This window comes from Isosphaeraceae bacterium EP7, assembly GCA_038400315.1.
Classification (GTDB): Bacteria; Planctomycetota; Planctomycetia; order Isosphaerales; family Isosphaeraceae; genus EP7.
Genome location: CP151667.1, coordinates 5,700,929 through 5,726,688, shown reverse-complemented (window position 1 = coordinate 5,726,688; position 25,760 = coordinate 5,700,929). Strand labels below are relative to the sequence as shown.

20 protein-coding genes are annotated in these 25,760 nt (G+C 68.2%); 4 read left to right on the top strand and 16 right to left on the bottom strand.

Annotation, left to right across the window (positions count from 1 at the left end; all coding sequences use genetic code 11):
- Positions 1-56: 56 nt before the first annotated feature.
- Positions 57-842 (bottom strand): 3-deoxy-manno-octulosonate cytidylyltransferase, encoded by a 786-nt coding sequence (gene kdsB, locus EP7_RS22585; protein ID WP_463524399.1) that lies wholly within the window; start codon positions 840-842, stop codon positions 57-59.
- Between the two features lie 560 nt (positions 843-1,402).
- On the opposite strand from kdsB, the gene EP7_RS22580 reads away from it, so the two are divergent.
- Positions 1,403-3,130, top strand: coding sequence for a S8 family peptidase (locus EP7_RS22580; protein WP_463524398.1), 1,728 nt, complete (start codon positions 1,403-1,405; stop codon positions 3,128-3,130).
- Between the two features lie 134 nt (positions 3,131-3,264).
- Positions 3,265-3,999 (top strand): SDR family oxidoreductase, encoded by a 735-nt coding sequence (locus tag EP7_RS22575; RefSeq protein WP_463524397.1) that lies wholly within the window; start codon positions 3,265-3,267, stop codon positions 3,997-3,999.
- A 70-nt stretch (positions 4,000-4,069) separates the two neighbouring features.
- On the opposite strand, the gene EP7_RS22570 is transcribed toward EP7_RS22575, so the two are convergent.
- The 5 genes from EP7_RS22570 to EP7_RS22550 all read right to left on the bottom strand — a co-directional run bounded on the left by EP7_RS22570 (position 4,070) and on the right by EP7_RS22550 (position 10,929).
- Positions 4,070-6,043: an ABC transporter ATP-binding protein gene (locus tag EP7_RS22570; RefSeq protein ID WP_463524396.1), complete on the bottom strand. Its 1,974-nt coding sequence runs from the start codon at positions 6,041-6,043 to the stop codon at positions 4,070-4,072.
- Between the two features lie 72 nt (positions 6,044-6,115).
- Positions 6,116-6,937, bottom strand: coding sequence for an ABC transporter permease (locus EP7_RS22565; protein ID WP_463524395.1), 822 nt, complete (start codon positions 6,935-6,937; stop codon positions 6,116-6,118).
- A gap of 72 nt (positions 6,938-7,009) precedes the next feature.
- Positions 7,010-7,288, bottom strand: a complete 279-nt coding sequence (locus EP7_RS22560) for an acylphosphatase (RefSeq protein ID WP_463524394.1) — start codon at positions 7,286-7,288, stop codon at positions 7,010-7,012.
- A gap of 133 nt (positions 7,289-7,421) precedes the next feature.
- Positions 7,422-8,771: a hypothetical protein gene (locus EP7_RS22555; protein ID WP_463524393.1), complete on the bottom strand. Its 1,350-nt coding sequence runs from the start codon at positions 8,769-8,771 to the stop codon at positions 7,422-7,424.
- Positions 8,772-9,084: 313 nt separating this feature from the next.
- The gene (locus EP7_RS22550; protein ID WP_463524392.1) at positions 9,085-10,929 is read right to left on the bottom strand and encodes a PPC domain-containing protein; all 1,845 of its coding nucleotides are present in this window, start codon (positions 10,927-10,929) and stop codon (positions 9,085-9,087) included.
- A 215-nt stretch (positions 10,930-11,144) separates the two neighbouring features.
- Between EP7_RS22550 and EP7_RS22545 the strand changes: the two genes are divergently transcribed.
- Positions 11,145-12,206, top strand: a complete 1,062-nt coding sequence (locus EP7_RS22545; RefSeq protein ID WP_463524391.1) for a N(4)-(beta-N-acetylglucosaminyl)-L-asparaginase — start codon at positions 11,145-11,147, stop codon at positions 12,204-12,206.
- Between the two features lie 312 nt (positions 12,207-12,518).
- Here the strand turns inward: EP7_RS22545 and EP7_RS22540 are convergent, their stop codons facing one another.
- Positions 12,519-12,962 (bottom strand): hypothetical protein, encoded by a 444-nt coding sequence (locus EP7_RS22540; protein WP_463524390.1) that lies wholly within the window; start codon positions 12,960-12,962, stop codon positions 12,519-12,521.
- Between the two features lie 1,161 nt (positions 12,963-14,123).
- On the opposite strand from EP7_RS22540, the gene EP7_RS22535 reads away from it, so the two are divergent.
- Positions 14,124-16,751: a hypothetical protein gene (locus EP7_RS22535; protein ID WP_463524389.1), complete on the top strand. Its 2,628-nt coding sequence runs from the start codon at positions 14,124-14,126 to the stop codon at positions 16,749-16,751.
- Positions 16,752-17,118: 367 nt separating this feature from the next.
- Here the strand turns inward: EP7_RS22535 and EP7_RS22530 are convergent, their stop codons facing one another.
- The 9 genes from EP7_RS22530 to EP7_RS22490 all read right to left on the bottom strand — a co-directional run bounded on the left by EP7_RS22530 (position 17,119) and on the right by EP7_RS22490 (position 25,740).
- On the bottom strand, positions 17,119-17,871 hold the full coding sequence (locus EP7_RS22530) for a gamma-glutamyl-gamma-aminobutyrate hydrolase family protein (protein WP_463524388.1): 753 nt from the start codon (positions 17,869-17,871) through the stop codon (positions 17,119-17,121).
- Between the two features lie 537 nt (positions 17,872-18,408).
- Entirely contained in the window at positions 18,409-18,978 is a 570-nt protein-coding gene (locus EP7_RS22525) for a 3-keto-disaccharide hydrolase (RefSeq protein ID WP_463524387.1), read from the bottom strand.
- Between the two features lie 151 nt (positions 18,979-19,129).
- The gene (locus EP7_RS22520) at positions 19,130-19,297 is read right to left on the bottom strand and encodes a hypothetical protein (RefSeq protein ID WP_463524386.1); all 168 of its coding nucleotides are present in this window, start codon (positions 19,295-19,297) and stop codon (positions 19,130-19,132) included.
- A complete protein-coding gene (locus tag EP7_RS22515; protein ID WP_463524385.1) occupies positions 19,284-20,651 on the bottom strand; it encodes a glycosyltransferase family 9 protein in 1,368 nt (455 codons plus the stop codon). The genes EP7_RS22520 and EP7_RS22515 overlap by 14 nt, the downstream gene beginning before the upstream one ends.
- The gene (locus tag EP7_RS22510) at positions 20,632-21,756 is read right to left on the bottom strand and encodes a glycosyltransferase family 4 protein (RefSeq protein ID WP_463524384.1); all 1,125 of its coding nucleotides are present in this window, start codon (positions 21,754-21,756) and stop codon (positions 20,632-20,634) included. Before EP7_RS22510 ends, EP7_RS22515 begins: the two co-directional genes overlap by 20 nt.
- On the bottom strand, positions 21,753-23,267 hold the full coding sequence (locus EP7_RS22505; protein ID WP_463524383.1) for a hypothetical protein: 1,515 nt from the start codon (positions 23,265-23,267) through the stop codon (positions 21,753-21,755). Before EP7_RS22505 ends, EP7_RS22510 begins: the two co-directional genes overlap by 4 nt.
- Entirely contained in the window at positions 23,260-23,961 is a 702-nt protein-coding gene (locus EP7_RS22500; protein WP_463524382.1) for a class I SAM-dependent methyltransferase, read from the bottom strand. The genes EP7_RS22505 and EP7_RS22500 overlap by 8 nt, the downstream gene beginning before the upstream one ends.
- Positions 23,958-24,725, bottom strand: a complete 768-nt coding sequence (locus tag EP7_RS22495; RefSeq protein WP_463524381.1) for a glycosyltransferase family 2 protein — start codon at positions 24,723-24,725, stop codon at positions 23,958-23,960. Before EP7_RS22495 ends, EP7_RS22500 begins: the two co-directional genes overlap by 4 nt.
- Entirely contained in the window at positions 24,718-25,740 is a 1,023-nt protein-coding gene (locus EP7_RS22490; RefSeq protein ID WP_463524380.1) for a CDP-alcohol phosphatidyltransferase family protein, read from the bottom strand. Before EP7_RS22490 ends, EP7_RS22495 begins: the two co-directional genes overlap by 8 nt.
- Positions 25,741-25,760 lie beyond the last annotated feature (20 nt).

Genomic DNA, 25,760 nt, shown 5'->3' with positions numbered 1-25,760 from the left:
CGTCCGTATTCGTTCACGATCTTTGACAATTCGGGGATGGTGCGTGCCGCTCGGGCTCAGGTTCCGCCTCGGGCCTTCCAGAGGGCGACGAACCGGCGGTAGTCGTCGGGGGTGTCGATGCCGACGCTCGGCTCGTCGACGATGCCGACGGCGATGGGGTGGCCGGCTTCCAGGACTCGGAGCTGCTCCAGCTTCTCGGCCGACTCCAGGGGGGATTGTGGCAGTTTGGCCAGACCGAGTAGGAAGTCGCGCCGGTAGGCGTAAAGGCCCAGGTGCAGGTGGCCGTAGGGAGGCTTATCGGGCAGGCCGTCGCGGTGGTGCGGGATCGGGCTGCGTGAGAAGTAGAGGGCCCGGCCGTTGGCGGCGCAGACCACCTTCACGCACGAGGGGTCGCGGTAGATCGTCTCGCTGTGGATGGGCGTGGCCAGAGTCGCCATGGGCGCGTCCGGGTCGTTCTCCAGGAGGTTGACGACCAGGTCGAGGGCTTCACCCGTGATGTCGGGCTCGTCGCCCTGGAGGTTGACGACGATGCCGGCATCGGGGATCGCCGCGATGACTTCGGCCACGCGGTCGGTGCCGGTGGCGTGGTCGGAGCGGGTCATGACGACCTCGCCGCCGAAGGCCAGGACGGCGTCGAAGATGCGCTGATCGTCGGTGGCGACGATGATCCGATCCAGGCGGGTCGCACGCCTTGCAGCGTCGATGACGTGCTGGATCAAGGGCCGGCCTGTGTCGCTCAGCAGGGGTTTGCCGGGGAGTCGGGTTGAAGCGAAACGGGCTGGGACCACGGCCACAATCTGCATGGTTGGAGCGAGAGTGCCCGCCTCCCTGATCCGATACATGGGTCATCAGCCGGATCGGCTCGCGGCGAGTTCGTCGCGGGTCGTCGGGGTTGCCCAATGTAGCCGGGCCGCGTCGGATTGCACCAGATGCAAGCCAAGGCGCGGCCCGGTCGGGCTCGGGTCAGGATGACCTGAGCCTGTCGAATGGGGATGGGCATTGAGGCCCGTCTCCGCTGGCAGGATGCCGAAACCGACCGGGACGATGGGTCGCCGACGAGGGGGGAAGGATCTCCCCGGGAATCGACGGCGCACCGACGACCCGGCCGGTCGCCGATGGGTCGAGCCCGTCGGCGCCGAGACCCCGCGCCGTCACCCCAGGCCGAAGTTGGCCCGGGCGAGTGGTGCGGCGGGACTGGCGCCATCGGGCCTGGATTCATCTCACCACCTGCTAGCGCTCTGATCGGTCCGGGGCTCCATGGCGGGGACCCGGCTGCCGCGACCCCGACGGGGACCTCCCCCTGGGGCCGCGCCATGGAAGGGGGGCGTTCACATCCGACTCGCGGGGCGGCCAAGCCGATGGTGTGGCGGTCGCCTGGGGAGGTCTACGTACGATGAGGCGAATGCATGACAGAGCTCGCTCCAACAGGCTCGACCGACGTCCGAACCTTGAGGCGCTCGAAGACCGACGCCTGATGGCCTCGGACCTCGTCGCCGGGCCGATCGCGGAGCCCGCTGCATCCAGCACCACGGCTGCGTCCGGCGCCCTCGCCGACTTCGACTCGATCACCGGTGCCTCGGCGACCCGCTCGGCCTACCAGGTCGACGGCTCCGGCTCCTCGGTGGCCGTGATCGACACCGGCATCAACTACAACCACGAGGCCCTCGGCTCGGGCTTCGGCGCCGGCCACAAGGTCGTCGCGGGCTACGACTTCGCCGACAAGGACTCCGACCCCGACGCCACCACCTGGCAGCACGGGACCGCCGTCGCCGGCTTGATCGCCTCCAGCGATCCCGCCCACCTGGGGGTCGCCCCCGGCGCCGACCTGGTCGCCCTCCGCGTCTTCGGCAACGACAATCAGGGGAGCTTCGATCGCGTCGCCGACGCCATGCAGTGGGTCATCGACAATCACGACACATACGGAATCACCGTAGTCAACCTGTCTATTTCCGATAATAATAATTATACCAACAACTGGTTCGCCAAAGACGGCGGCATCGGCCAGCGCATGACCGAGCTGATCCACAGCCTTGCCGCCCTGAATATCCCGGTCGTCACGGCCACCGGCAACAGCTTCAGCGGGACCGCCGGGGAGGGCTTCACGGCCATCCTGGGCGAGACCATCAGCGTCACCGCCACCGACAGCACCGACCACTTCGTCGCCAACGCCCAGCGCATGGGCGGCGCCAACGCCACCGACCTGGCCGCCCCCGGCCAGGGCCTGACCTCGACGATCCAGGGGAACCAGTTCACCACGGTGGACGGCACCAGCTTCGCGGCCCCGCTGGTCTCCGGCGCCGTCGTCCTTCTCCAGCAGATCTACAAGTCTCGCTTCGGCGTCCTGCCCAAGCTGGCCGACGTGGAGAGCTGGCTGAAGCAGGGCTCCGACCCGATCAACGACCCCATCACCGGGGCCACGATCGGCCGCCTGGATATTCCCAAGGCCGCCGCCCTGATCCCCGGGGCACCCAAGGCGACCCCCGCCCCGGCCCCCGTGACGGTCGCCCCCGCGCCCGTCGCCCCGACAACCCCCGCCGCGCCGGCCACCCCGGCGAAGCCGACGGCGCCGGCCGCACCCGCGAAGCCGACCACGCCGGTCCAGGCCACCACCCCCCCGGCCCAGACCAAGCCGGTCGACGTCGCCCCCCCGGCCCAGTCCAAGCCCGCCGTGACCAAGCCCGCCGACACCGCGACCGCCCCGGTCCAGGTGACGACGCCCCCCGCCAAGGCCCCCGTCCAGACGACCCCGGTCCAGGCGACGAAGCCGACGACCCAGGTCTCGACCGGGACCGACAACGCGGCCAAGGGCAGCGTCCTGGGCAATGCAAGCCAGGGAGACATCAAGAAGGGCTCGACCGACTCGATCTGGTCGGGCCTCTTCGGCCAGCTCTCGGGCAAGTGGTCCGACGTGAAGGTCTGGAAGTCATCGGCAAGCACGACCGAAGGCAAGCAAGCCGTCCCCGCTTCGTCGGAGACCGGCGACGCCGAGCCCGAGGGAGTCATCCAGAAGGTGACGATCGCCCAGAAAGGCCAGGCCGGGGCGGTTGCCCTGGGCGTAGCGAAGTCCCAGCGGGTCGCGATGAACCGGGCCTGGAGCGCCGGGTTTGTGAAGGGCGCCCGCCGCCGATAAGATGAGCCTCGGCCCGCCCCTTCACCGGGGCGGGCCGGGAAGAGCCTGACCGCAACACCCTTTGAACTCACGATCCCGCCGGGGCGGCCCGCAAGCCGACCCGACGGGGTTTCACCTCGCGCGGAGCAACTCGCTTGGCCTCTCCAGCACGAACCGCCCTCATCACCGGAGCGGGCAGCGGCATCGGCCGCGCGGTCGCCACGACCCTGTCGGCCATGGGCCTGCGCGTCGCCCTGATCGGCCGCGACGCCGCCAAGCTCGAAGCCACCCGCGCCGGCCTCGGGGCCGCGGCCGCGACGACCCTGGTCCTTCCCTGCGACGTCGCCGACCGCGCCGGGGTGAATGCCGCCGTGGCCCGGACGATCGACGAGTTCGGCTCGCTCGACGTCCTCGTCTGTAATGCGGGCACCAACACCCGCGACCGTCGGCTGGACGTGCTCGATCCGGCCGAGTGGGACCGGCTCATCGCCACCAACCTGACCGGCGCCTTCAACCTCGTCCACGCGGCGCTGCCGACCATGCGCGCGGCCGGCGCCGGCCTGATCGTCCAGGTCGCCTCCATCGCCGGCAAGCGGGCCAGCGTGCTCGGCGGCTCGGCCTACTCGGCTTCGAAGTTTGGCCAGGCGGCGCTCGGCCTCTGCCTGGCCCGCGAGGAAGGCCCCAACGGCATTCGCTCCTCGGTCATCTACCCCGGCGAGGTCAACACCCCGATCCTCGACGCTCGCCCCGTGAAGGTCGAAGACGCCCGCAAGGCCGAGATCCTCCAGGGCGAGGACGTCGCCGCCGCCGTCAAGTTCCTCGTCGAGCTGCACCCTCGGGCCCACATCCCCGAGCTGGTCATCAAGCCGACCGTCGACGACTGGGCCTGAACGGACGAGGGGCGGGGCCACCCGATGATGGCCCCGCCCCAGGAGTCAGATTGAGATCAGAGACGAGTGCTCAACCGTTCATCTGGCCGGCCTCGACTTCGCCGGTGGCGAACTGGTTGAACTCGACGTATTGCAGATGCCTGTAGAGCTGGCTGGCCTCGTGCATGTCCCGAGGGTTGCCGGAGGCCTCGACCCGGCCATTGTGCATGATGATCACATTGTCGGCCGACCGGATCGTCGACAGCCGGTGCGGCAGGATGACCAGAGTCCGCCCGGGCGCGATCCGGTTCATGGTGTCGTCGATCATCGCCTTGACGTCGTCTTCCAGGGTCTCGGCAGGCTCCTCGATCAGGACGATCGAGGGGTCGTGCAGATAAGCCCTCGCCAGCGCGATCCGGTATCGCTCGTCGGTCGAGAGCGGGTGCCCTAGCGGCCCGATGACCGTGTCATACCCCTGCGGAAGGTCCTGGATAAACTGATGGGCATGGGCCATCTTGGCGGCATCGATGATCTTCGGCATCCCGTAGCTGGAGTCGCCCAGGCCGATGTTGGCCGCGACGGTGTCGCTGAAGCTGAGGTCGGCCTGGAGCACCGTGGCCACCTGGGCCCGGACCGACTCCAGGGTCAGGTCGCGGAGGTCCAGCCCGTCCAGCCTGACACGGCCCACGACGGGGTCGATCAGCCGGGGGATCAGGCAGAGCAGGGCCTGCTTGGCATCCTCGTCCAGGCCCATGATCACGGTGCGGGCCCCGGCGGGGATGTCGGCGGAGAACCCCTCCAGCAAGGTCCGGCCGCTGGCCCCCTTCAGGGTCACGTTCTCGAAGGTGATCTTCCCCTTCAAGGGAGGCAGGAAGTGGGCTCCGACGGCCTGCTGAAGCTCGGGCTTGCGGGTCATGAACTCCTGGATCGCGCCGGCCGATCGCTCGGCCCTGCGGATGGCCTTACGGGCCTGGATCCAGTTCCAGGTCGGCACGCCCAGGCCCAGCAGGGCACCGGCCAGGGTCAGCTCGGCCGCCGGGGTTTCCCGGTTATTGATGACGTTGGAGCCCAGAAGCCCGACGGCCAGGGCGATGCCGATTCCCGCCAGCAGGCCCGAGGACGGGGTGACGGCCCCTTCGCCTCGGAGCCGGACGACGTCGGCCCGGCGCTGGTGCTCCAGGTGCTCGTCGAACCGTTCCTTGTCGATCCCCTCGATGCCGTAGACCCTCACGGTCCGCAGCCGGCCGAGGTCGTCATGCAGCAAGGTCATCTGCACGGCCGAGTCGCGGAAGGCGGCCTGAGACGCCAGCCTGGCCGACCTCGCCAGGGCGCCGTAGGCCAGCCAGATCAGGGCCCAGAGCGAGGCCAGGAACACGGTGGTGACCGGCGAGATGACGAGGGCCAGGACGAGCAGCCCTGTTGCGACGAGCGGGGACCTGATCCCATGGTTCAGCTCGGCGAACACGCCGTCGCGGACGTCGTTGACCTCGCGAGTGAACAGGTTCACGACCGTGCCGATCCCCTCGGCCGGCAGCGACGACTGGCCGAGCCGGTACATCTGGCGGTGGATCTGCCGCCTGAGGTTGGCCGCCACACGGCTGCTGGCCTCCGCCGCCGCGGTCCTGCGCCAGGAGGCCAGTGCCGAGATCAGGAGACCCAGCGATAGCCCGACCGCCAGAAGCGTCGAGAGGGCCCCCGCGTCGTTGCGAAGGGGGCGGATCCGTCCGGTCAGGGCGAAGACGATCCTCGACCCCAGACGGTGCAGGGGGTTGCCGCTGTTCATGTTGTCGGTGGCCAGGGGCAGCAGTCCGGTGTCGTCCATCAGGACGAGCCCGCCATCCTGCCCGGTGGACCGTCCCGACACCCAGCCAGGGAGCCTCGGGACGTCGGCGGGAGCGACTCGGGCCTCGCCCCGGCCGATGAGCAGCGAGACCAGCAGGGCCGCCACCACGGCCAGCGCCAGGACGAGCAGCGGTTGGACGACGGACAGGATTCTGGCCGTCGTCGCAAACCTGGAGGAGTCGGACTTCTGATCGCGAGCGCGATGATACGCCGCCGTGGACATGCAAAGGACCCCGCGGGCCGGTGGACGGTGCCCGACGACGGACGGCCCGCCCCACCGGCGAGGGCAGCGTCATCAGGCCAGGTCGCGATCCTCGAAGAGCAGGAACGCGAACAGTAAGGCTGCTCCACTGTACATGACGCAATATCCCAATGCAGGCAAAACATATCCGACCCAGGGGATCTGCGCCCCGGTCGAGATCGCCGGACCTGCATTGAAGAACTCGAGCGACGGCAGAGCCCAGTCGAACAGACGGGCCATGAACTTGATCAGCTCGTTGGTGTTGCCGCCGCCGGTGGCCTCGACCAGGACCGGCGTGAGGTGGCCCAGGAAGAACAGGGCGATGCAGACGACCAGGTTCACCAGCATCGGCAGCCGGGTGGAGATGGCCACGCTCACGGCCGTCAGGACGGTGACCTCGAAGAAGCCGAGCACCAGCCCGGGGAGGACCTGCTTGACCTGGGCAAGCTGCTTCGCCACGTCGGCCGCGCCACCGGCCGACTCGCGGAGGTCGTACGGATACTTGTAGTAGACCCCGACCATGAACAGGCTACCTAGCAGCACGTACAGGGCCAGCACGCCCAGCTCAATGCCGAAGAACTTGCCGAGGATGAACTGGCGGCGGGTGATCGGCTTGGACAGCAGCGTGATGGCCGTCTTGCCGTCGATCTCCTCGGCCACCGTCGAGCTCGACGTCAGCAAGGCCAGGAGCAGGGCAGCGAACGAGATCGTCGTCAGCCCCGTGTCCTTGTACATCTTGATGTCTTCGCCGAACGTGAAGTACGACACGAAGATGGTGATCACCAGCATGAACCCGGCGAAGGCCGCCAGGACGAAGAAGGCCGGCTGGCGGATCGCTTCCTTGGCCGTGGCAAGCGCGATGGTGAGGGCTTTCATGGACGAATCGCTCTGAGGATGAAGGAGAGTCCGCCGCCGGGGCCCGACGCACTGCCGCCCCGGCAAGTTGGCTCAGTATTCGATCGTGAAGCCGTCGTAAATCGGTTTCTCGGGGTGCTCGGTCGTCTGGCTGATGTCGCGGATGTGGCGCCCGAGTTCGCGGTCCAGGGCCGCGAGGAACGGCTGGATCTCCCCGAGTTCTCCCTCGACCACAAGCTCGACCCGGCCGTCATCCAGGTTGCGTACGAAGCCGCTCAAAGCATAGCCGGCCGCAATCCGCTCGGTCCGGGCCCGGAAGCCAACCCCTTGAACTCGCCCTTGATAATAAAGATGCCGACGCTCAATGGCCATGACGCCACTACGTCTCCTGGGGAAAAAAGTTCGAACGATTCCATAAAATCTCGGCCCGTCAACGGCCGCGACCACATCCACCGGGCGGGAGGATGTGGTCGCGGAGAGGCTCGAAAGATCGGCCCAACGGAACTCAGAGCCCGTTCAGCTCGACATGCTCGACCGTGCCGCCGGAGGCCTGGATCGTGGCGGTCCCGGTGCGGCCAGCACCGACGCCGACGCCGCCGAAGTGCACCGTCGGGCTGCCCGACGAGCCGGTCGGCTTGACGTCGAGGCTGGCGATGGTGAACGGCAGGCGGTTCTCGATGCGGAGCACCGTGCCCCCCTCAATCTTCTTGGTCGGCTTGGCCGAGACGAACCCGGCGGCCACCGCGTGGTCGATCGCACCGGCCAGCGTCGCACCGTCGAGGCCCGAAGGTGCCGACAGCTCGGAGAACGAGACCGTGCCCAGCGACGAGGCGTTGCCCTGTCCAAGGACGGCGTGCACGGCGACCTTGCCGCGGGTCTGGCCCTTGGCGGTCGCTGAGAGCTGGACGGTCAGGTAGATGGCCGACGACGAGGCGGGCACCGTCGATTCTTCGGTCAGGACCCGGGCGGGGAGCCCGAAGATGCGCTGGCCGTCGAGCTGCTCTTCGAGCCGCTTGGCGTCCTTAGCAACAGCCCCTTCGCCACGGACCCGGACGAACAGGCGACCTTCGGTCAGGTAGGCCGGGTCGATCAGGTCGCGGTCCGAGGCGGCGTCGACGGCCTCGACGAAGCGGGAGGCCAGGGCGACCTCCTGACGGTTGATCAGCTTGCCCCCCTTCTCGGCCATCGAGTCGAAGGAGAGGTCATTGCAGACGTTCCACATGACGGCCTGGGCGACGCCGAAGCTCGACCCGTAGGTGGCCAGGCTGCGGAGGGCCTTGCGGGTGCGGGGGTCGTTGGAGTAGTCGTCGACATCCATCAGCTGGAGCCGGTCCTTGGCCTTGGGGGTGGCAAGGCCGAAGTTCAGGCAGACGGCCGGCAGCGAGACGTCGACCGACTGGCCGGAGGGCACCACGATCGTCCCGGCCGCGCTGGTCTTGGGCTCAGCGGCCACGCTGCGGAAGCCGACGCCCTCATCCGTGCCGCGGAACTGGCCAAAGGCGCCCGCGACGCCGTTCGCCGGGCCGAGGCCCATGCTCTGGTTGCCGCCGCCGCCGCCGGGCATGCCGCCCTGACCGGTCGAGGAGGCCGCGACCAGGCCGGGGGGGAGGACGACGTTGAGCCGGCGCGTGCCGAGATTCTTGACCGAGAGCTTGACCTGGCCTTCGCCCTGGCCTCGCACTTCGACCTGAAGCTCGCCCGACTTACGCGCCTTGAGGATGTCAACCGACTCGGACAGCGAGGCGGCGCTCGGCACGGGCCCGGCCGGCTCGTCGCCGAAGGCTCCGCTGGCGGTCAGGAAAAGGAGGCCCGCGGCCGAGCAGGCCCGGACCGGGCTCAGGCTTCGCCAATGCATCGCGCTGGACCTCTCTGGAAAGGGCCGCCCCGGTCGCGTCTGGACCCGGGACAGGCCGCGTCGGCCCTTAGAAATCGCGGAAGAAAGCCCGCCGACGCGGCGGACTCACGTCGATCGTCGGATCGAAGTCGCCCTGACCGGATATGGAGAGCTGCATCACAGCGCCCGCGACATATCCTCTGGACGCCTGAGGCGCCCGGACTATTCGACCGTGTCTTCCCTACTCTTCGGCAATCCCCGGCGTCCAACATCGGTGAATTCTCGCGTCAATGACCGTCGGCCGTCGGGTCCTATCGATTAAGACGACGTCGAGTCACTTGTCCGATGTCGGGCCGAGCACATTCAAGGGGATCTCGCGCACGACCCGCACCACCGGCCTGGATGACCCCTGGATGTCCGACGCGTCAAGTGTCAGGGTCGCCGTGGCCACGCGTCGGAGGGTCGTCCGGGGATCTGGATGTGCCGTGGCCACGATCCGGACGTCCGACCATCCAGGCCTTGCGTCGTTGGCGACTTTGAGCACGATCGATCCGCCGACCGGTATGGCCGCCGTCGCCATCGGCCCCCTAGTCTTCAAGGGGCGGGGAAGGTCGACCCTGGACGGCGCCGCGGTCACTCCCGGCGGCAGCCCTTCCGCGCGGACCTCGACGGGCCCCGGGCGGCCCCGCGCGACGACCAGGAAGTTCAGGGGCGTTTGCGAGCCGGGCCTCAGGTTGAAGACGCCGAAGGCCCCGGGGCGGTGCGGGACGTTGGCCGCCTTCGCCGGGTCTGCGGCCCTGCCGTTGCCGGTCCTGCCGATGAGCAGCGTCACCTCGAAGTCGGGCCGGTCGTCCTCGACGGAGAGTCGGTAGGCGTACTCGGGGCCGCCGTCGCCGTACCGGTCGGCCACCTCGATGATGTAGTCGCCGTCGGCATCGGCCTCGAAGGCAAGGCGGCTGTCGGTGTCCCCCGTGCCGATGCCGAAGAAGGCCCCGCCTCGATTCTGGCTCCCGGGCCCTGCATCGTCATTCTCGGCGACGACCGTACCCTTGGGGCCTCGAACGAACAGGACCGAGTCGAGCCAAGAGCCGAGATCGTCGGCCCGCAGACTCACCCGCGCACGGGCTCCCTTGAGCATCGAGAGCGAATAGCGATCGACCTCCCCGGCGCGACCGATTCGACCATTGGCCGTGGTGCCTGGCACGAGCGGGACGGGGGGACTCTTGCCGTCCAGGCCGGTCGGCTCGACGATCTCGGGGCCGTCTCCGACGACCAGCCTGCGCGGGATCGTGGTCGTCCCGCCGGGCACCTCGATTGACCCCGGATCGACCAGTGCGCCGGGGTCGTCGGGCAGGTCGACGGTCGCGGTTGCGGGCTCGCTCAGGCTTCCTCCCGAGACCTCGACGATGAGTGGCTTGCCGCCTGGGCCGCCCAGCGGGAAGGCCGCGGTGGAGAACGGGGCCCTCGTGATTCGGAGCCGATAGGCGACGCCGTCTCCACCCCCATAGGTGTTGTCGCGGAGCTGGACGAAGTAAGGTCGGTCGTCGGGGAACACGAAGGAGAGTCGACAATCGCGATCGCCGCCTCGCCCTTCACGGGCCTGCGCGACGGCCACGCCGCCGGGGCCGAGCAGGGTGAGCAAGGGGGTGATTGGCGAGCCCACGCGCTGCGCCTGAACCTCGAACGTGAGCCGGGTGCCGGCGGTTGCCCTGACCCGGAAATGGTCGACGTCCCTGGCCCGGATCGTCCCCGTTGCGACACTCTCCGGGTCGATGGGCGTCGCTCCTTCGATCGAGTCATTGGGCTCAACCTCGGCCACCTGCGGCAGAGTGTCGACCACGATGGGCAGGAGGTTCGACAGCCCCTCGGGGCCGAGAATCCTGACGTCGCGCACACCGAGCTTCGCACCTACCGCCACCCTGATCGAGGCCTTCAGCGTCCCCTCGCCGGCCGGCTCGATCGAGGTGACCTCGATGCCTTCGCCGGAGATGATGAGCCTCGCGTCTTCGGCCTTGGGCAGCCCACGGCCCGAGAGGATCCAGTCCAACGTGGCGCCTCGTGTGGCGCCCGGCGGGAGGATCGTGGTCAGCACCGGGGCGATCCCGACGGGGGCCTGCGCACGGGCGACCGCGATGAGGGAGGCGGCCGCGAGGATCGTCCCGAATGAGGCTCGCCGCATCGGTTCAAGGCCCCGCGGTGTGGGTGATCGGGCATGGCCGGAGAGACGTTCTCCGCTCCCGCCCGCTCCTCCAGGCTAACCGGTTCCGGACCGGCTGCAATGCGCGAGGTGCGGTCGTGGCGTGTGCAAGGGGGGGCCGATATGCTTGTGCCGAACCGATCAACGAGGCCCGGCACCGACGGACCTCACCCCTTTGCCTGGCGAGAGACGATGTCATGGCCGAGCCGCTCAATCGCAGGACCTTCCTCACCTTGAACGCCGCGGCAGGCCTGGGAGCCTCCGCCTCGTTTGGCGCCTCGCGGCCCAAGCCTCCGGGCCAGCGACGGCCGATCGTCGTCAGCAGCGGCAATGGCCTGAGGGCCGTCGAGAAGGCGATGGAGCAGATCCGCGCCGGGGCCGACCCGCTCGACGCCGCGATCGCCGGGGTCGCCATCGTCGAGGCCGACCCCGAGGACCACACCGTCGGCTACGGCGGCATTCCCAACGAAGACGGCGTCGTCGAGCTGGACGCCGCGGTGATGCACGGGCCGACTCATTCGGCCGGCGCGGTGGCCTCGCTCCGCAACATCAAGCACCCCGCCGCGGTGGCCCGCCTGGTGATGAAGCGCACCGACCATTGCCTGCTCGTGGGCGAGGGCGCGCTCCGGTTCGCCAAGGCGCACGGGTTCCCCGAGGAGGACCTGCTGACCGACGACGCCCGCAAGATCTGGCTCTACTGGAAGGAGACCAACGGCAAGGACGACGACCGATTCCCCCCGCCCGACGACGAGCTGGACGACGCGGTGCGCACCGAGTTCGGCATCCGCAAGCCGGGCACGATCCACTGCTCGGCGCTCGACACGCACGGCAACCTCGGCTGCGTGACGACCACGTCGGGCCTCTACTTCAAGATCCCCGGACGGGTGGGCGACTCGCCGATTCTGGGCGCGGGGCTCTACCTCGACAACGAGGTGGGCTCGGCCGGCTCGACCGGTCGGGGCGAGGCCAACCTCCTGAACCTGTCGAGCCACACCATCGTCGAATCCTTGCGCGCCGGGCGGGCGCCCCAGGACGCGGTTCTCGATGCCTGCAAGCGGGTGGTGGCGACGAACAAGCTCGATCGGCTGCGAGACAAGAAGGGCCGGCCCAACTTCCAGGTGAAGTTCTACTGCGTCACCAAGGACGGCAAGTACGCCGGCGCCAGCCTCTGGGCGGGCGAGAAGATGGCGCTCCATGACGGCGACTCCGCCCGCCTCGTCGAGTGCACCCCGTTGTACGACGAACTGCCTCCGGCCTGACCTCGGGATCCTGTCGAGGCCTCAACGAAAGAACGCCGCGTCTCTCGCCCGGCCCATCGCCCGACCCGCCCGCGAGGGCTGCCGGAGATGAGCTTGAACGGGTGACGCGGCGTCTTCGGCTGGCGGGCCCGGGGGTGGGCGGCGTGCCTTGCGGCCCCCCGGGCGAAGCGTGTTGGGAAGGTCTCGCGTGCGGAGCGAACCTCCGCGGACCCGTCCCCGTGGGTTGCCCCCGGGTCCGAGCCGACCGTGCGAGACGGACGCTCCCTCGGCGGGCGGACATTGGGGCAGAAGGTCGAGAACAGTCCAGGCCGGTCAGGCCGTGGGCTGCGTCTCGAGGTGCTTCTCGCCCTGCTTGGAGATCAGGTACTTGAAGCCGCCTGAGGTCTTGTCCTTGCCGCCCTTCTTGATGAGCTTGCGATTGAGCAGAGCCTCGAGGGTCTTCTGCTCGACCTTCTTCGAGGCGAGGTAACCCTCCTCGGCCGTGTCCTTGATCTTCTTGAGGAACTCGGTCTGAGTGGCCGACAATTTGATCGGGGCCGGGGCCGGCTTCTTGGGAGCCTTGGCCGCGGCGGGGGCCTTGGCCGCGACGGGGGCCGGGGCGGCCGCCTTCTTCGGGGCGGCCTTCGGGGCCGCAACCGGGGCGGCCGGGGCCTCGGATTTCTTGGCGGCGGCCTTCTTGGGCGCCGACTGCTTGGTGGCCTTGGAGGTGCTGGCCGCGACTTCGGACTTGCTCGCCTCGCGCTTCTTCACCGCCATCGTATCTTCCTTCAACTGAGTGTGGAACTGCGACGAGGCCGGGTCCCAACTCCACCGCCTCGCCGCTCATTTCTTAGCGAAATATATCACGCTCGGGAAGACGAAGATGGGACACCCGCGACCCGTTTCGGTCGATTTCCGGGAGGTTTTTGCCAAACGAATCGATCGGAGCCAAAGTGGGAGTGCGATTCTCATGATCCAAATAAGGATGTGATCAAAATTATACATTCGATATGGGACGCCGCGGACCTTTGAAAATCCGCGGTTTTTGCGGGTTCGAGGCCAGGGTCTCCGTTCGAGGCTCGTCGCAACCCTTCGAAGAATACAAGTTCGTCGCGGCCAGACGCGCGCGGGATCGGGTCCGAAAAAAAATCTCGGAATGGAGAGGATTTTCGATGTCAGCCACGCGATGTCAGCCCCGCTCGGGCCACCCTTCGTTTCGATCATGACGGACGCGACGGACGTGCGGGTTCCAACTCACTGCCCCGACTGACTGCGAGAAGGACCTCCGAGAGAGATCCCGGGAGGGTCCTTCGAGGAGTCTTCGCGTCGACGACCGAGGGCTCTCTCGGCTCCTCTCAGAGCTCTCCAGAAGAGGGGCGAACGAGGTCCATCGAACGACCGAAGCGGGCTGGGCTCAGGTGGTCTGGCGCCTGGCCGGGGCGGCCTGAGTGAGGTCATCGGAGGAGCGACATGGGGCGAGTCTGGCGGTCGCGGTGAGCTTGCGGCTCTTGGTGATTGCAGCGTCTCTCTCGGGCGAAGCGAATGCTCCCTGCGGAGCATACGTCCGAGGCATCTCGCGAGCTTTCGACGCGTGCGTTGGCCCTCTCCAAGACGTCGAGCCCGTCGATGCGCGAGGGCCTATCGAATCGAAGGAGGACCGTCAGCCGTGCCGAGGTGAGGATCGACCTCGCGGGTCGATCCGTGAGATCTCTCCGTCCCGTCGCCAGGTTTCTGGCGTAGGAAGGGAGGTCCCTGATGACGAGCGCGATCGCAGGATCATCCCTCGGCTCGGACAATCGGCGTTTGCGGCCGAATCCGGGACTCGGCAGGCGATTCCGCGCCGTGAGGCTCGGGGTTTGCTTCTATGTCTCGTAGAATCAGAGCAACAGGCTGAAGCATCGGCTAACGGGCGTCGTCGGCGCCCATGGAGCACCTACCATGGTTGGACCAGTCGTCAAGTCCCGGCTTGGCCAGGGCCTTCTGACGGCGGCCCTCGGGCTGGCCTCATGGCCCTCGGCGGTCCTCGCGCTGCAACTTCCCGCCCTCGTCGCGCCCGAGGCTCCCGCCCAGGACATCACGACGCTTCCCGAGGCCCTTCCCGACGCCCCGCGCGAGGGAGTCGCCAACCCCAACGTCAAGGCGTTGATGGAAGGCCCGCTCAACGAAGGGTTCCTCTCGCCGGCCCGCGATCGCGACCCTGTGCGCGTCAAGCAGTCGCCGCCTGCGCCCGTGGTCGAACGGCCCGGCATCGACAAGCCCGACCCCAAGGCCGAATGGATCGACGGCTACTGGGACTGGGATACCAAGCGCCAAGATTTCACCTGGGTGACCGGCGCCTGGCGCGTCCCCCCTCCGGGCCGTTTCTGGGTCAACGGATACTGGAAGCGAGACGACCAGGGGTGGGCCCGCGTGCCCGGTTTCTGGAGCGACCGGACCACCGACCGGGTCGACTTCCGCAAGGACGGCCCGCCCACGGATCGGCCCGAGGAGACCCCCGGCGAGGCCCCCTCGGCCGACGCCTTCTACATCCCCGGCCAGTACTACCCAGACGGAAATGGCGTCGTCTGGAAACCCGGCTTCTGGACCAAGGCCCAGGAAGGTTGGGCGTGGGTTCCCGCTCAGTGGATCAAGCAGCCTGAAGGGTGGGCGTTCCAGGACGGGTACTGGGACCGGACACTAGAAGATCGCGGCACCCTCTTCGCGCCGGCCCAGGTCGACGCCACGGCGCGCGACGCAGGCGAGGTCGTCTATCAGCCAATCACGCAGGTGACTCCCGAGTCCTTCGGCCAACTCTACGGCGCGTTCGGCCGACCGACCAGCTATTACGACGGCTACCCCGGCTGCTACTACGACCCCCAAGGCCAGTATTACGGTTACGCCTCCTACGGGTCTCTCGGGACCTACTCCGGCTACCTCGACTTTCCTTATCAGGGCTCCTTCGGCTACCCCTACCTCACCTCCGCCGGCTACGGCGGTAATGGTCTCTTCGGCGGTTTCGGCGGCTACGGCCCGGGAGGGTTTGGCGGGTTTAGCCCGGGGGGATTTGGATATGGCGGCCTGGGTGGTGGCCTGGCGATTGGCCGCCTCTTCGGGTTCGGCGGCTACGGCGGCTTCAACTCGTTGAGCCTTGGATTCGGCTCGGGTTTTGGCTTCCCTTATTACGGGAATTATGGCTTCGGCGGTTTCGGTGGATTTGGAAATTACGGCGGCTTCGGCTGGCCCGTCTATTCGGGCTTCGGCTTCAACAACTGGGGAGGTGGCGGTTGGGGCAGACAGAACTGGGGCAACCGAGGTTGGGGCAACAATGGATGGGTTAATCGGGGGAATGGTTGGAACCATCAAGGTGGTCACAACCGATATCCGTTCGCGCCCAATCATGGCGGCCATCAAGGTCGGCCGAACGGCGGCGGGCAAGGTGGCAGGCCGAATGGCAACGGACCGTTCGTGAACCGACCAGGCGGCGAGATGGGAGCAGGCGGCCGACCGGGGCAGGGCCCCATCCGTCCGGGGCAGCCGGGTGGCGGTCGTCCTTCCATGGGTCAGCCGGGCCGCGATCGTCCGGGAGGACGGACGAATGGCAGCTCATTCGCTTCGATGCCGCGTCCGGGGTCGATGGCTCCCCCCGCGTCGTCGGCTTATGGGAATCCGTTTCGCCAGAACCAGGCTCCGAGAGCCCAGGGGCAGAGACCAACCACCTCGATGGCCAGTCAATCGTGGCGACCAGGCTTCAACGGGGGAACTCGCCCTGGCCAGAATGCTCAGGGCCTGAGCCACTCTGTCGGTCGACCGGCGTTCAACTCATCCAACGCGGGCGGGGCCAATCTTCCCTCGCAGATCATTCCGGGACGCGTGGGGCCTGCTCAGGCGTCCCGATCGCAGAACCCCGGCCAGCTTGGCGGAGGAGTCCAAGGGATGCGTCCGGGTCAGCCAGGTCAGCAACGGCCGCTAACGCGGCCCGGACAAGGGGGGGGCTTCGGACCTGGGAATCTACGGCCGGGGATGGGTCAACAAGCTCAATCTCCCGCAGTGCAGCCGCGTGCCGGCGGCCCTCAGGGTAACCGTCCCGGGGTCGGAGCTATGGTGCAACCACCGCGTGGCCAGGGGCCGACGCAGGGATTCCGCGGGCAAGCAGCGCCCGGGATAAGCCAGCCCCGCATGGGGGGAAACCCGCAGCAGAACGCCGGCATGGCCCGCGGTGGTCTCTCACAGGGTAGCCTCGGCCAATTTGGCCAGGCGGGTGGCCCGCGCATGGGAGGTGGCCAGATCGCCAGCCCGCGCATGGGAGGTGGGCAGATGGCAGGGCCGCGCATGGGAGGTGGCCAGATCGCCGGCCCGCGCATGGGAGGCGGCCAGGTCGCCGGTCCGCGCATGGGAGGCGGCCAGATGGCAGGTCCGCGCATGGGAGGCGGCCAGATGGCAGGTCCGCGCATGGGAGGTGCCGGAATGGGAGGCGGTCAAATGGGGGGCGCTCGCATGGGCGGCGGCGGCGGAATGGGCGGGCGTGGCGGAGGTGGTGGAGGAATGGGCGGGCGCGGTGGCGGCGGCGGAGGCGGTGGCCGTCGGTGATCGCTTCGCGTTTCCCGTTGAAATTGTGAGATCAGTGCGTCATTCGAGGCCCGCCGGAAACCGCATCCGGCGGGCCTTCGTCGCGACGGGGTTGCGATGAGAAGCCAGGCATCGCATGCGAATGCTGCTCGCATGAGCATGAGGGATCACTTGCGGCCGTCGACGCGAAAAGTCCGCCGGGAATCGATCCCCGCGGACTTCGCGTGCTCATCAGTCGAAGGAATCTCGGTTCGTCCGGCCCCTGCGGGAAAATGCTCCCTGGGCTGGGACGTTTGCGGCATCGGTGCCCGGAAATGACCCGGCGATGCGGCGTTCCGAATTCGATGGAGTTGGACGAGCGGCGTGCCAAACTTCCAAGTCCTCAGGCTCAGCCGACCTTGGCGAGCTTCGGGCTGGCGTGAGAATTCGACGAGGCGGCGACGAATGATTCGATGAGCTGGGTGTCCAGCGAGATGGTCCCCTCGTTCTCGGGGTGCCACTGGACGCCGACGACCCACCAGCCCGGGTCGCGACCTTCGTAGGCCTCGACGAGCCCGTCGGGGGCGAGCGCGGCGACGACGAAGTTGGGGGCGAGCTTGCGGATGCCCTGGTGGTGGTAGCTGTTGACCCGGATCTCGCCCGGCCCGTAGATCTCTTCCATCCGCGTGCCCGGCTCCATCACGACGGTGTGACGATGCGGGCCCCCTTGGGGGTCGCGGTGCGGGATGGCCTTGGGCAGGTCTTCGGGCAGGTGCAAGTAGATGCCGCCGCCGTTGCAGACGTTCAGCTCCTGCATCCCCACGCCGATGGCCAGCACGGGGAGCTTGCGCTCCTGGACCAGTCGACAGAGCAGGCGGTCGCTGTTCTCGCGCCGCTCGTTCATCATGGTGACGGACGGGTGGAAGCCCAGGTTCATCTTCTTGGGGTCGAGGTCGTCGCCGCCGGTGAGCAGCACGCCGTCGAGCCTGTCGAGGATCGGCCCGAGGTCCTGTTCTTTCGTGAGCGGCGGCAGCAGGATGGGGATGGCGCCTGCGGAGAGGATACTGTCATAGTATCCGCTGTGCACCATCGTCTGCGGGGCGCGACCCTTGACGGCCGCGCGGTAGTCGGTGTTGATCCCGATGAGAGGCCGGTCCTTCATGGCATAGCCCTCCTTGTGCCTTGGCGAGTTGAAACTCGGTACCCGAACGCTCCGAACGTCGGTGCCTGCGGGTCTTCCAAAACCCGAGCATTCGACGCCGTTCACCGGAGAAGTCGGCGGGCGGCTGTCCCTGCAGAGTGACCTGTGGCATGGACCCCCAACGCGTTCCACGCGTGGCGGCCTGGGGCAGGACGGGGGTGCTCCATGCCGCAAATCCATGCGACATGGGCCGGGACGACGGTCATCGTTGACGCGTGCGGGCCTGGAGCAAATTCAAAGTTCAGATGGCCAGTTGGCTGCACGTCGGGGGTGTCTTTGACGTGCAGGCGGAGTTTAACGGTCGCACCATCGAGACTCAAGGAAAAAGGCGACAAATTCGGCGAAATCACTCAAGTTTCTCGACCCTGCCGCGTCCTCATCGCATGAACTCTTGTAATCTTCGTTGCTTGCGTCGATTTGAGGGCGTGAACCTTGCCTCGGATGCGCGGCCCGGAGGCCGAGGCCCCCTTGGATAGGGGGCCTCGAGCCTCGACTGTCTCAGAGTTCTTTCAGGTAAATATTGCGGAACTCGAGCGGGTTGCCGTGGTGCTGCAACTCAATGGTCCCCTTGGCTGGGACGGGCCCCTTGTAGTCGGGCCAATTTTCCAGGGTCGTGTTGTCAGTGACGAGCGTCCCGTTGAGATAGACCGTGACCTTGTCGCCCTTCATGATGATCCGGAAGGTGTTCCACTCGCCCACCGGCTTGTCGACCACCTTCAGCGGTGTGCTCCGGTTGACCTTGTTGTTGTAGAGGCCGCCCGAGCCGACCGGGTCGTCCCAGATCTGCACCTGGGGCTTGCCGCGGAGATAGATGCCCGAGTCGGCCTTAGGCCCGATCTTCCAGTCGACGAAGAACTCGACGTCGCCGTAATCCTTGGCGGTGAGCAGGCTGTCACCCTTGCCGTCGTAATGGAGAACGCCGTCCTTGACGGTCCAGTGGCCCTTGGCCTTCCCCTCGTTCTTCCAGTTTTCCAGGTCCTTGCCATTGAAGAGGGCAATAAAACCGGGCGGCGGCGATGGGTCGGCGGCGACGAGGGCTGAGCTCAGCAGCAGGCAGGCGACGAGCATGGGGCGTCCTTTCAAGTCCGTTGTTAGCGGTTCGAGGAACGACGCCCGGCCGTTGAAGGTGCATCGGCCGGGGCGCTTCGAGTTCGCCTAATGGACTCGATCCGGGTGCCGAAGTCACGCGCCACGGTCCGAGAAATTGCCTCGCGTCGGATCAGCGACGGAGGATCGGCAACTGGGCGAACGCCCGATGAACGCCGGCGGCGAGGCCGGGCCTCGATCGCGCCAGCGTGCCGGCATAGAGGCCCGCGATGAGCACGACCCAGGCGAGGATTACCCAGGTCTTCCAGGCTTGCGGCGAATCGCCGTCAGACCGGTGCATGCGGCGACTCCGATCGGTGGAGCCTCGACCACCAGCGGCAGGCCGCGCGATGAACCCGGTCGGGGGTGAGCCTGGACATGCAGGGATGACCCGGCACCGGGCAGACTTTCTGATGGCACGGGCCGCAGCCCGTTCGCTTCCGCAAGACCAGGGTCCGCCGCGACCAGGGACGCCACTGCGCGTGCCGGTTCGTCCCGCTGAAGAGGACCACCGAGGGGACTCCAGCGCAGGCGGCCAGGTGGGCCGGGCCGCTGTCGGTGCCGATGAACAGATCAGCACGTTCCAACAGCGCGGAGGTCTCCGTCAGCGACATCCTGCCGACCCAGTCGGCCAGCAGATCGTGCGGTTCCATCGCTTCGGCCGTCTCGGTATCGTCGGGTCCGCCGATGACCACCACGCGCCACCCTTCGTCGAGGAACCGGGCGACCAGGGCCGCCCAGTACCGACGCGGCCAGCGCTTGGCGGCCGTCCCCGCTCCGACGTGCACCGCGAGCAGCGGCGAGGGTTCGCCGAACCGCCCTGCGTGTAGAGAATCGGCGTCCAGGTCGACTTCGTCGTCCCTGTACGACGCCCCATCATCGCGCCGGCCGACCCCGGCGAGCACCCTGGCCGTGCGGCCGACCTGGGCCAGGCCTCGACTCAAGGCCGACCGCCTCGACCCGCCGCTCCACGTCTCATTGAGCATCCGCGCGACCCGCGCTCGGTCGGTGTCGCTGGGATAGACGTGGACCCGCGCCGGGTCGTCGACGGCGATCCCGATCGCATCGAGCAGGGCCAACCTCGATCGAACTTCGTGCCGACCGGGCACCCAATCGGCCACGTCGGTGAGCAGGAATCCGCCTCCGCCCATCGCCCAGCCCGCGCGGCGCGGGATGCCCGCCAGGGTGAGGACCAGGACGGTCAGGATATCCCCGCGAACATCGATGCCGAGGTCGTATTTCTCGCCCCTGAGCGAACGCCCGAGGGTCCAGACGGCCTGGCCCAGCGACCAATGTCCGCGTCTCCGCTCGAACCAGTTGCGCTCGGCCAGGAGCACTCGGTCGACGTGCGGATCGGCCTCGAAGACCTCGCGATTGCTGGGCGAGGCGAGCACGTCGATGGTTGCGCCAGGGAAGGCCGCCTTGAGCCTGGGGAACATTGGGCTGCTGAGCACCGCGTCCCCCATGTGGTCTAGCTGGACCACCAGGATCCGGCGGGGCTCGGGGGCTATCGGCGCGGGGCGGACGGTCCTCCAGCCGCGCAGGGCCATTGAGCCCGCGGCGTCGAAGGCACGTACCAGGATGCGCCACCGCCACTTGCTGTAGCGGTAGCGACCGAGCACCACAGGCCTGGGTTCAAGCGCCGACCTGATCATAGGCCTCCGCCGTGAGTCGTGCCACGACCGACCAGCTGAAACGACCGCCGATCTGGCGAGCGAGGCCTGGTTGAGGACCCGCATCCCATGCCTCGTCGATCGCACCGGCGATTTCCGAAGGCCTGTCGGGGCGCGCATAGCGGACGAGCCCGCCGAAATATTCGGGGGCACTTCCATAAGGAGTCACCACCACGGGTCGCCCCGCCATCGCGCCTTCCAGGGCCGCGAGCCCGGGCGTCTCGAACCAGCTCACCAGCGCGACGACGCGCGCCGCGGCATAGGCCGAGGCCAGCCGCGGGTCGTCGTGGCCGATGCGCGGAAGCCAGGTCGCAAGCTCGCCGGCTTCTCGTCGGCAGGTCTGCTCGTAGTCACGGGCCCAGTGCGGTGCCTCGCCGATGACGACCAGACGACGGCCCATCGCCCTGAGGCAGCGGGCTAGGCCGAGGACGTTTTTCCTCGGCTCGATCCGGCCGACGTAGAGGACGAAGTCGTCGACCCCCGCCCATTCATGGAAGGCCCGCGGACTAGATTGCGCGAATCGCGCGTCGACCCCGTTGGGCACGATTTGGATCCTAGACCGATCGACGCCGAAGAGGCGGGTAACCTGATCGGCTTCGGCCTTCGAGTTGGGCAGGATCGCATCGGAGATCGCGAGAAGTTCGCGGCGCCAGTCGGGCAGGCCGGGGAGAAACCGGCGCGCGGCCAGCTTCGACACATCCAGCCAACCCCGCAAGGGGCTCGATGCCAGCGCCCGGAGGGCGGCCGGCTCGAACCAGCAGATCGGCGAGAGGACCACCGGGACTCGACGCGCCCTGGCCACCCGGGCGAGTTCCAGGCCCTCGCGCGACATGCCGAAGAGATGAAGCAGCCTTGAGTCTTCGACCCGGTCGAGCCAGGGGTTGAACGGCCTGACCACGAGCCCGCGCCGTTCCAATTGCCGGGCCGTCTGGACGAGCTGATTCTCGCCGCCGCCCGGGGCCTGGAAGGCCGACGACGGAGCGTGGACCAGCACCGAGCCCGGCACCATCGGGCCCTCGACCCGATGAGCGGGCCAGTCGTTCCCGAGGATCTTCGGGGCCCGCTCCACGCGGGCGAGGGTGCTCACGACGAAGTCCTTTCCAGGGCCAGGGCATCGGAGTCGTCGCTGTCTCGCCATCGCCTCAGCTCGCGTTTGACCAGGCCGGTCAACGACGATGCGGGCAGCTCGCTCAGCGGAGTGACCGTCTCCCAGTCGAGCGCCTCGCGGACGAAGTTTCGCCAGCCGATTTCTCGGGGCGTGGGGGTGGGATGGGGGATGTCGGCCCTCGACGTCGAACGTTCGTAGGCCAGCTCACCCAGGTTCAGGTTCACCCGCGGCGCGTCGATCGGCAGTCGGGCGATGTGGTCGCCGCGATAGACCTCGATGCCCAGGGGATAGCGCAGCGACCAACCTTCGAGCATGACCTCATATCGACCCGGGCCTCGGCCCACCACCGACCAGGCACGCTCGGACCGCCAGCGCCACCAGTCGGCGAAGGCCGTCATCGTGGACCGCCAGACGAAGGCTTCCCCTTCGATTGTCTCGGCAAGCGCCCGCAAGACCATCGGGTAGCGACAGAGACGGTGCTCGGGATGGCCGTAAACGAAGGCCGGCTCGCCCGCTTCGATCTTGGCCCGGACCACCCGCGCCAGGTGATCGGCGATGTCGGCCCCGCCCGTCACGCCTGCTTCCAGGAGGATCCCTTCGCAGACCGGGTGGATCGGAAGTTGGAGCACCTTCGAAAAGCGGTCCCCCTTCCAGGCGAAGAAGGGGAGGTCGTCGTAGCCGATCTGGAATTCGGAGGAATACTCATAACCAAGCTCTTCGAGCAGGTCGTCCAGGCCCGGGTTCCAGCGTCCGTGCGGCGACGCAAACCCCGTCGGGGTGATCCCGGCGTCGACCAGCAGCCTGTGGGCGCGCCGGAGGTTCCGGCGGTTCGAGTCGGCATCACGCGAGATGACGTGATAGTGGCCGTGCGACTGCGCGTCGAAGTCACGCAGGTCGTCGAGCACAGCGGGGCAATTGCCGTAAGCGCGGGTCGAGACGAAGTGGGTCGAGCAGTCCTCGATCGGTCTGCGAGCGTTGGCGTACGACCAGTAATCGTCGGGGACCGACTCGTCGAGGTCGGCCCTGAAATTGAAGGCCGATCGATAAGGATAGGGGAACGAGCCGAGGCGTGCCCAGAGGCCGCCGGCTTCGCCGACGGTGCGCCTGAGGCGGTCGATGAGAGTCCGGCGAATACGCCCCTTCGGCCTCCGCGCGATCCGCTCGCGAGGCAAGGCACCGCCGATGTTCCACGACGCCATCCGGCTCTCGTTGTCGATCAGGGCGGCGAACGGGTCGACCGACTCGCCCCCTCGCAACGGGTCGACGTCGATGGCGAAGTGCTCGGGCGTGAGCATCGCCTTCAGGCGATCTCGCGAGGTGACGCGGCCGTCATACAGCACGAACCGGCCTGCGAGCAGGGTCGCGGGGGTCAGGTCGGCGATGGACTTCTGCGCAACCCCTTCCTGGGCCAGGATCAGCTCCAGGCCGGGCGGGGTCTTGTAGAGCAGCAGCGGGAGCAGCGGGAGGTTCAAATCGGGCGTCTCAGTCATTCAGCCCCCCCGGCGCGTGCGCCGTCCAGAGGATCAACGAGCGGGCATGCGGGAGTATGCGGAAGATGGCCCGACCGGCCTCGCGAGGCGAGAGGATCGGCGTGGCCTCGACCCCTTTGAACTGGCGGCGAGAGAGGAGGGCCATCATGCGGCTGGCGAGGAACCAGCGTTCCCTAAGCGGGCCGCGGGCCGGGTACATCCAGCGACCTCGACGCACATCGATCCACTTCACCGCCAGGGCCGGCAACCAGGGTCGATTCGCGTCGAGAGCCGCGGCGTTCTTGTCGACGATGGCCAACCGTCCGCCTGGTGCGAGGACCCGCCGGGCTTCGGACAGGACCTCGTCGAGATGCGATGGGTGGACGTGCTGAAGGACCTCGATGGCGAAGACTCCATCGAACGACGCATCGGCGAATGGCAGGCGTCGGGCCGAGCCGAGCGTCCGTGCGCCGGACCCTTCGGCGAGCATCTCGGGCGAGACATCGAGCCCGACGATGAACGCCCCGGCCTCGGTCAGCCTGGCGGCGAACCGCCCTTTGCCGCAGCCGAGATCGAGGATCGTCCGCCCTACGAGCGGCCCGAGCGCATCGATCACCGCGCGGAGGCGGACGTCATCCGCGTCGACCTGGCGCTTGAAGCGGGCCGCGTGACGGTTGAAGCTGAGGGCCACGCCCGCCTCGTGCAGGGCCGTCATGCCGCCCTCCCGGCTCGCGTCAGCTCGCGATGCTTCCAGTGGCGGACGGCGACCGACAGGCCGGAAAGGGCGCAGAAGGTGAAGCCTTCCAGGCCGTCGCGGAACCCCTGCTTGCCGAGGTAGAGCTTGAGGAACGTCCAGACCGGGCGGGCCGCGAGGTCGACCGCGCCGGTCTCTCGACCCTCGCGGCGGAACTTCTCCGCCTCGAGCGTCGTATAGAGATTGATCTTGTGCAGGAATGTCTGCATGTCTGGGATCGTGCTGTGCGTCAGGTGGTTCCCGAGCTGTCCGGCCTCGCCGGCCAGGTCGACCGTCTCGTGCACGGCGCCGGTCCATCGGCCCGCGTCGCGACGGAAGAGGCGCAGGGGGCGGTCGTGCTGGGTGCCCGAGTGCGAGAAGCGACGGCCCAGGATCACGCTCTTGATGGGCACGCGGTAGCCGCATGCGGGGGCGGACTTCGGGTCGATGACACGGCGGATCTCGGCGGCGAGGTCGGGGGTGACCCGCTCGTCGGCGTCGACCGCGAGGACCCAGTCGCCGGTGGCCAGGTCGAGCGCGGCGTTACGCTGGGCGGCGAAGTCGTCGAACGGGCGGACGGCGACTCGGTCGGCACCCCGCCGGGCGATTTCCTCGGTTCGGTCGCGACTCGCATCGTCGACGACGACGACCACCTCGTCGGCCCACTGCACCGAGGCCAGGCATCCGGGCAGGTTTAGGGCCTCGTTCTTGGCCAGGATTAGGGCGGAAAGTCGCGGCTCAGGCATGTCGCACCCCCTTGCCAACCAGCCCGGCGGCGGCCCTGAGAGGGAAGTAAACCGCGTAGACCGCGAGGGCGACATCCAGCCGGCCCACCGCGGCCAGGAGGATCCAGGCGTGCCAACGCAGGTCGGCATGGCCCATCGCCCGGACCAGCCACCGGGCGAGCCCCGACGGCACGGCGGCCTGGTTCGGCGCCTCGGACTCCTCGGCGGGCTCCCAGGCACGGACGCCAACCATGTACAGATACTTGCCCATCGCGTAGGCGATCCCGACCGCCAGCCACTCGGGCCGTCCGTCTCGGGCGTAGGCCGACCAGGCGATCGCGGCGTGGAGAGCCATGTCGGACCACTCGTCGAGCGTCGAGTCGAGCCAGCGGCCGAAGTCGCTGGTCGTCCCCTGCAAGCGGGCGAGATGGCCGTCGGCGGTGTCCAGAACCAGGGCCAGGGCGAAGGCACCGGCGATGGCGAGCCGGATGGGTAGGGTGGCCGGGGCGAGCACCAGAGTGGCCGATCCGGCCATCATCAGGCTTGCCGAGGCGAGCGTGACCGCGTTCGGCCGGATATGGGTCGGGCAAAGCCGCTGAGCGAGGAACCGGGCCGGGCCGATCGCCCAGTAGGATCCGAGCGGCTGGTAAGTCGCACGTCGGTTCAGCTCATCATCGACGGCCCGCAAGGCGGGCGCACCATCCAGCCTCCAGACCACGGCCTGCTCAGGGTCGCCGCCGCGTCGGAGCGTTTTCCGAAGCCTTGCGGCGTCGTAGACGCGGTCGGCACGCAGAATCGCCGCGCCCTCGGGGGGCGGGCCAGTGCGGAAGAGGAAGCGATCGGAGCGGCGGTCCAGGACGGCGCCGAAGCTCGCCTGCTCGTCGGGCCGGGCATGGACGGCGACGGCCACTTCGTCGAGGGTGTTTGCCAACTCCACGAGATGAGCCAGCACCGGCCGGCCCTGCACCAGGGCCAGCGCGATGGGCCCCTCGGGCCCGCGTGGGCGTGCGTCGATGACCAGTGCGGGTCGGGCCATGGGACACCTTCCTTGACGCC

Bases quoted from the DNA above. Each gene is read 5' to 3' on its own strand.
- EP7_RS22565 (WP_463524395.1), bottom strand. From the start codon at position 6,937: ATGAAAGCCCTCACCATCGCGCTTGCCACGGCCAAGGAAGCGATCCGC.
- EP7_RS22545 (WP_463524391.1), top strand. From the start codon at position 11,145: ATGGCCGAGCCGCTCAATCGCAGGACCTTCCTCACCTTGAACGCCGCG.
- EP7_RS22535 (WP_463524389.1), top strand. From the start codon at position 14,124: ATGGTTGGACCAGTCGTCAAGTCCCGGCTTGGCCAGGGCCTTCTGACG.
- EP7_RS22570 (WP_463524396.1), bottom strand. From the start codon at position 6,043: ATGTCCACGGCGGCGTATCATCGCGCTCGCGATCAGAAGTCCGACTCC.
- EP7_RS22495 (WP_463524381.1), bottom strand. From the start codon at position 24,725: ATGCCTGAGCCGCGACTTTCCGCCCTAATCCTGGCCAAGAACGAGGCC.
- EP7_RS22520 (WP_463524386.1), bottom strand. From the start codon at position 19,297: ATGCACCGGTCTGACGGCGATTCGCCGCAAGCCTGGAAGACCTGGGTA.
- EP7_RS22500 (WP_463524382.1), bottom strand. From the start codon at position 23,961: ATGACGGCCCTGCACGAGGCGGGCGTGGCCCTCAGCTTCAACCGTCAC.
- EP7_RS22490 (WP_463524380.1), bottom strand. From the start codon at position 25,740: ATGGCCCGACCCGCACTGGTCATCGACGCACGCCCACGCGGGCCCGAG.
- EP7_RS22555 (WP_463524393.1), bottom strand. From the start codon at position 8,771: ATGCATTGGCGAAGCCTGAGCCCGGTCCGGGCCTGCTCGGCCGCGGGC.
- EP7_RS22505 (WP_463524383.1), bottom strand. From the start codon at position 23,267: ATGACTGAGACGCCCGATTTGAACCTCCCGCTGCTCCCGCTGCTGCTC.
- kdsB (WP_463524399.1), bottom strand. From the start codon at position 842: ATGTATCGGATCAGGGAGGCGGGCACTCTCGCTCCAACCATGCAGATT.
- EP7_RS22515 (WP_463524385.1), bottom strand. From the start codon at position 20,651: ATGATCAGGTCGGCGCTTGAACCCAGGCCTGTGGTGCTCGGTCGCTAC.
- EP7_RS22550 (WP_463524392.1), bottom strand. From the start codon at position 10,929: ATGCGGCGAGCCTCATTCGGGACGATCCTCGCGGCCGCCTCCCTCATC.
- EP7_RS22580 (WP_463524398.1), top strand. From the start codon at position 1,403: ATGCATGACAGAGCTCGCTCCAACAGGCTCGACCGACGTCCGAACCTT.
- EP7_RS22560 (WP_463524394.1), bottom strand. From the start codon at position 7,288: ATGGCCATTGAGCGTCGGCATCTTTATTATCAAGGGCGAGTTCAAGGG.
- EP7_RS22525 (WP_463524387.1), bottom strand. From the start codon at position 18,978: ATGCTCGTCGCCTGCCTGCTGCTGAGCTCAGCCCTCGTCGCCGCCGAC.
- EP7_RS22540 (WP_463524390.1), bottom strand. From the start codon at position 12,962: ATGGCGGTGAAGAAGCGCGAGGCGAGCAAGTCCGAAGTCGCGGCCAGC.
- EP7_RS22530 (WP_463524388.1), bottom strand. From the start codon at position 17,871: ATGAAGGACCGGCCTCTCATCGGGATCAACACCGACTACCGCGCGGCC.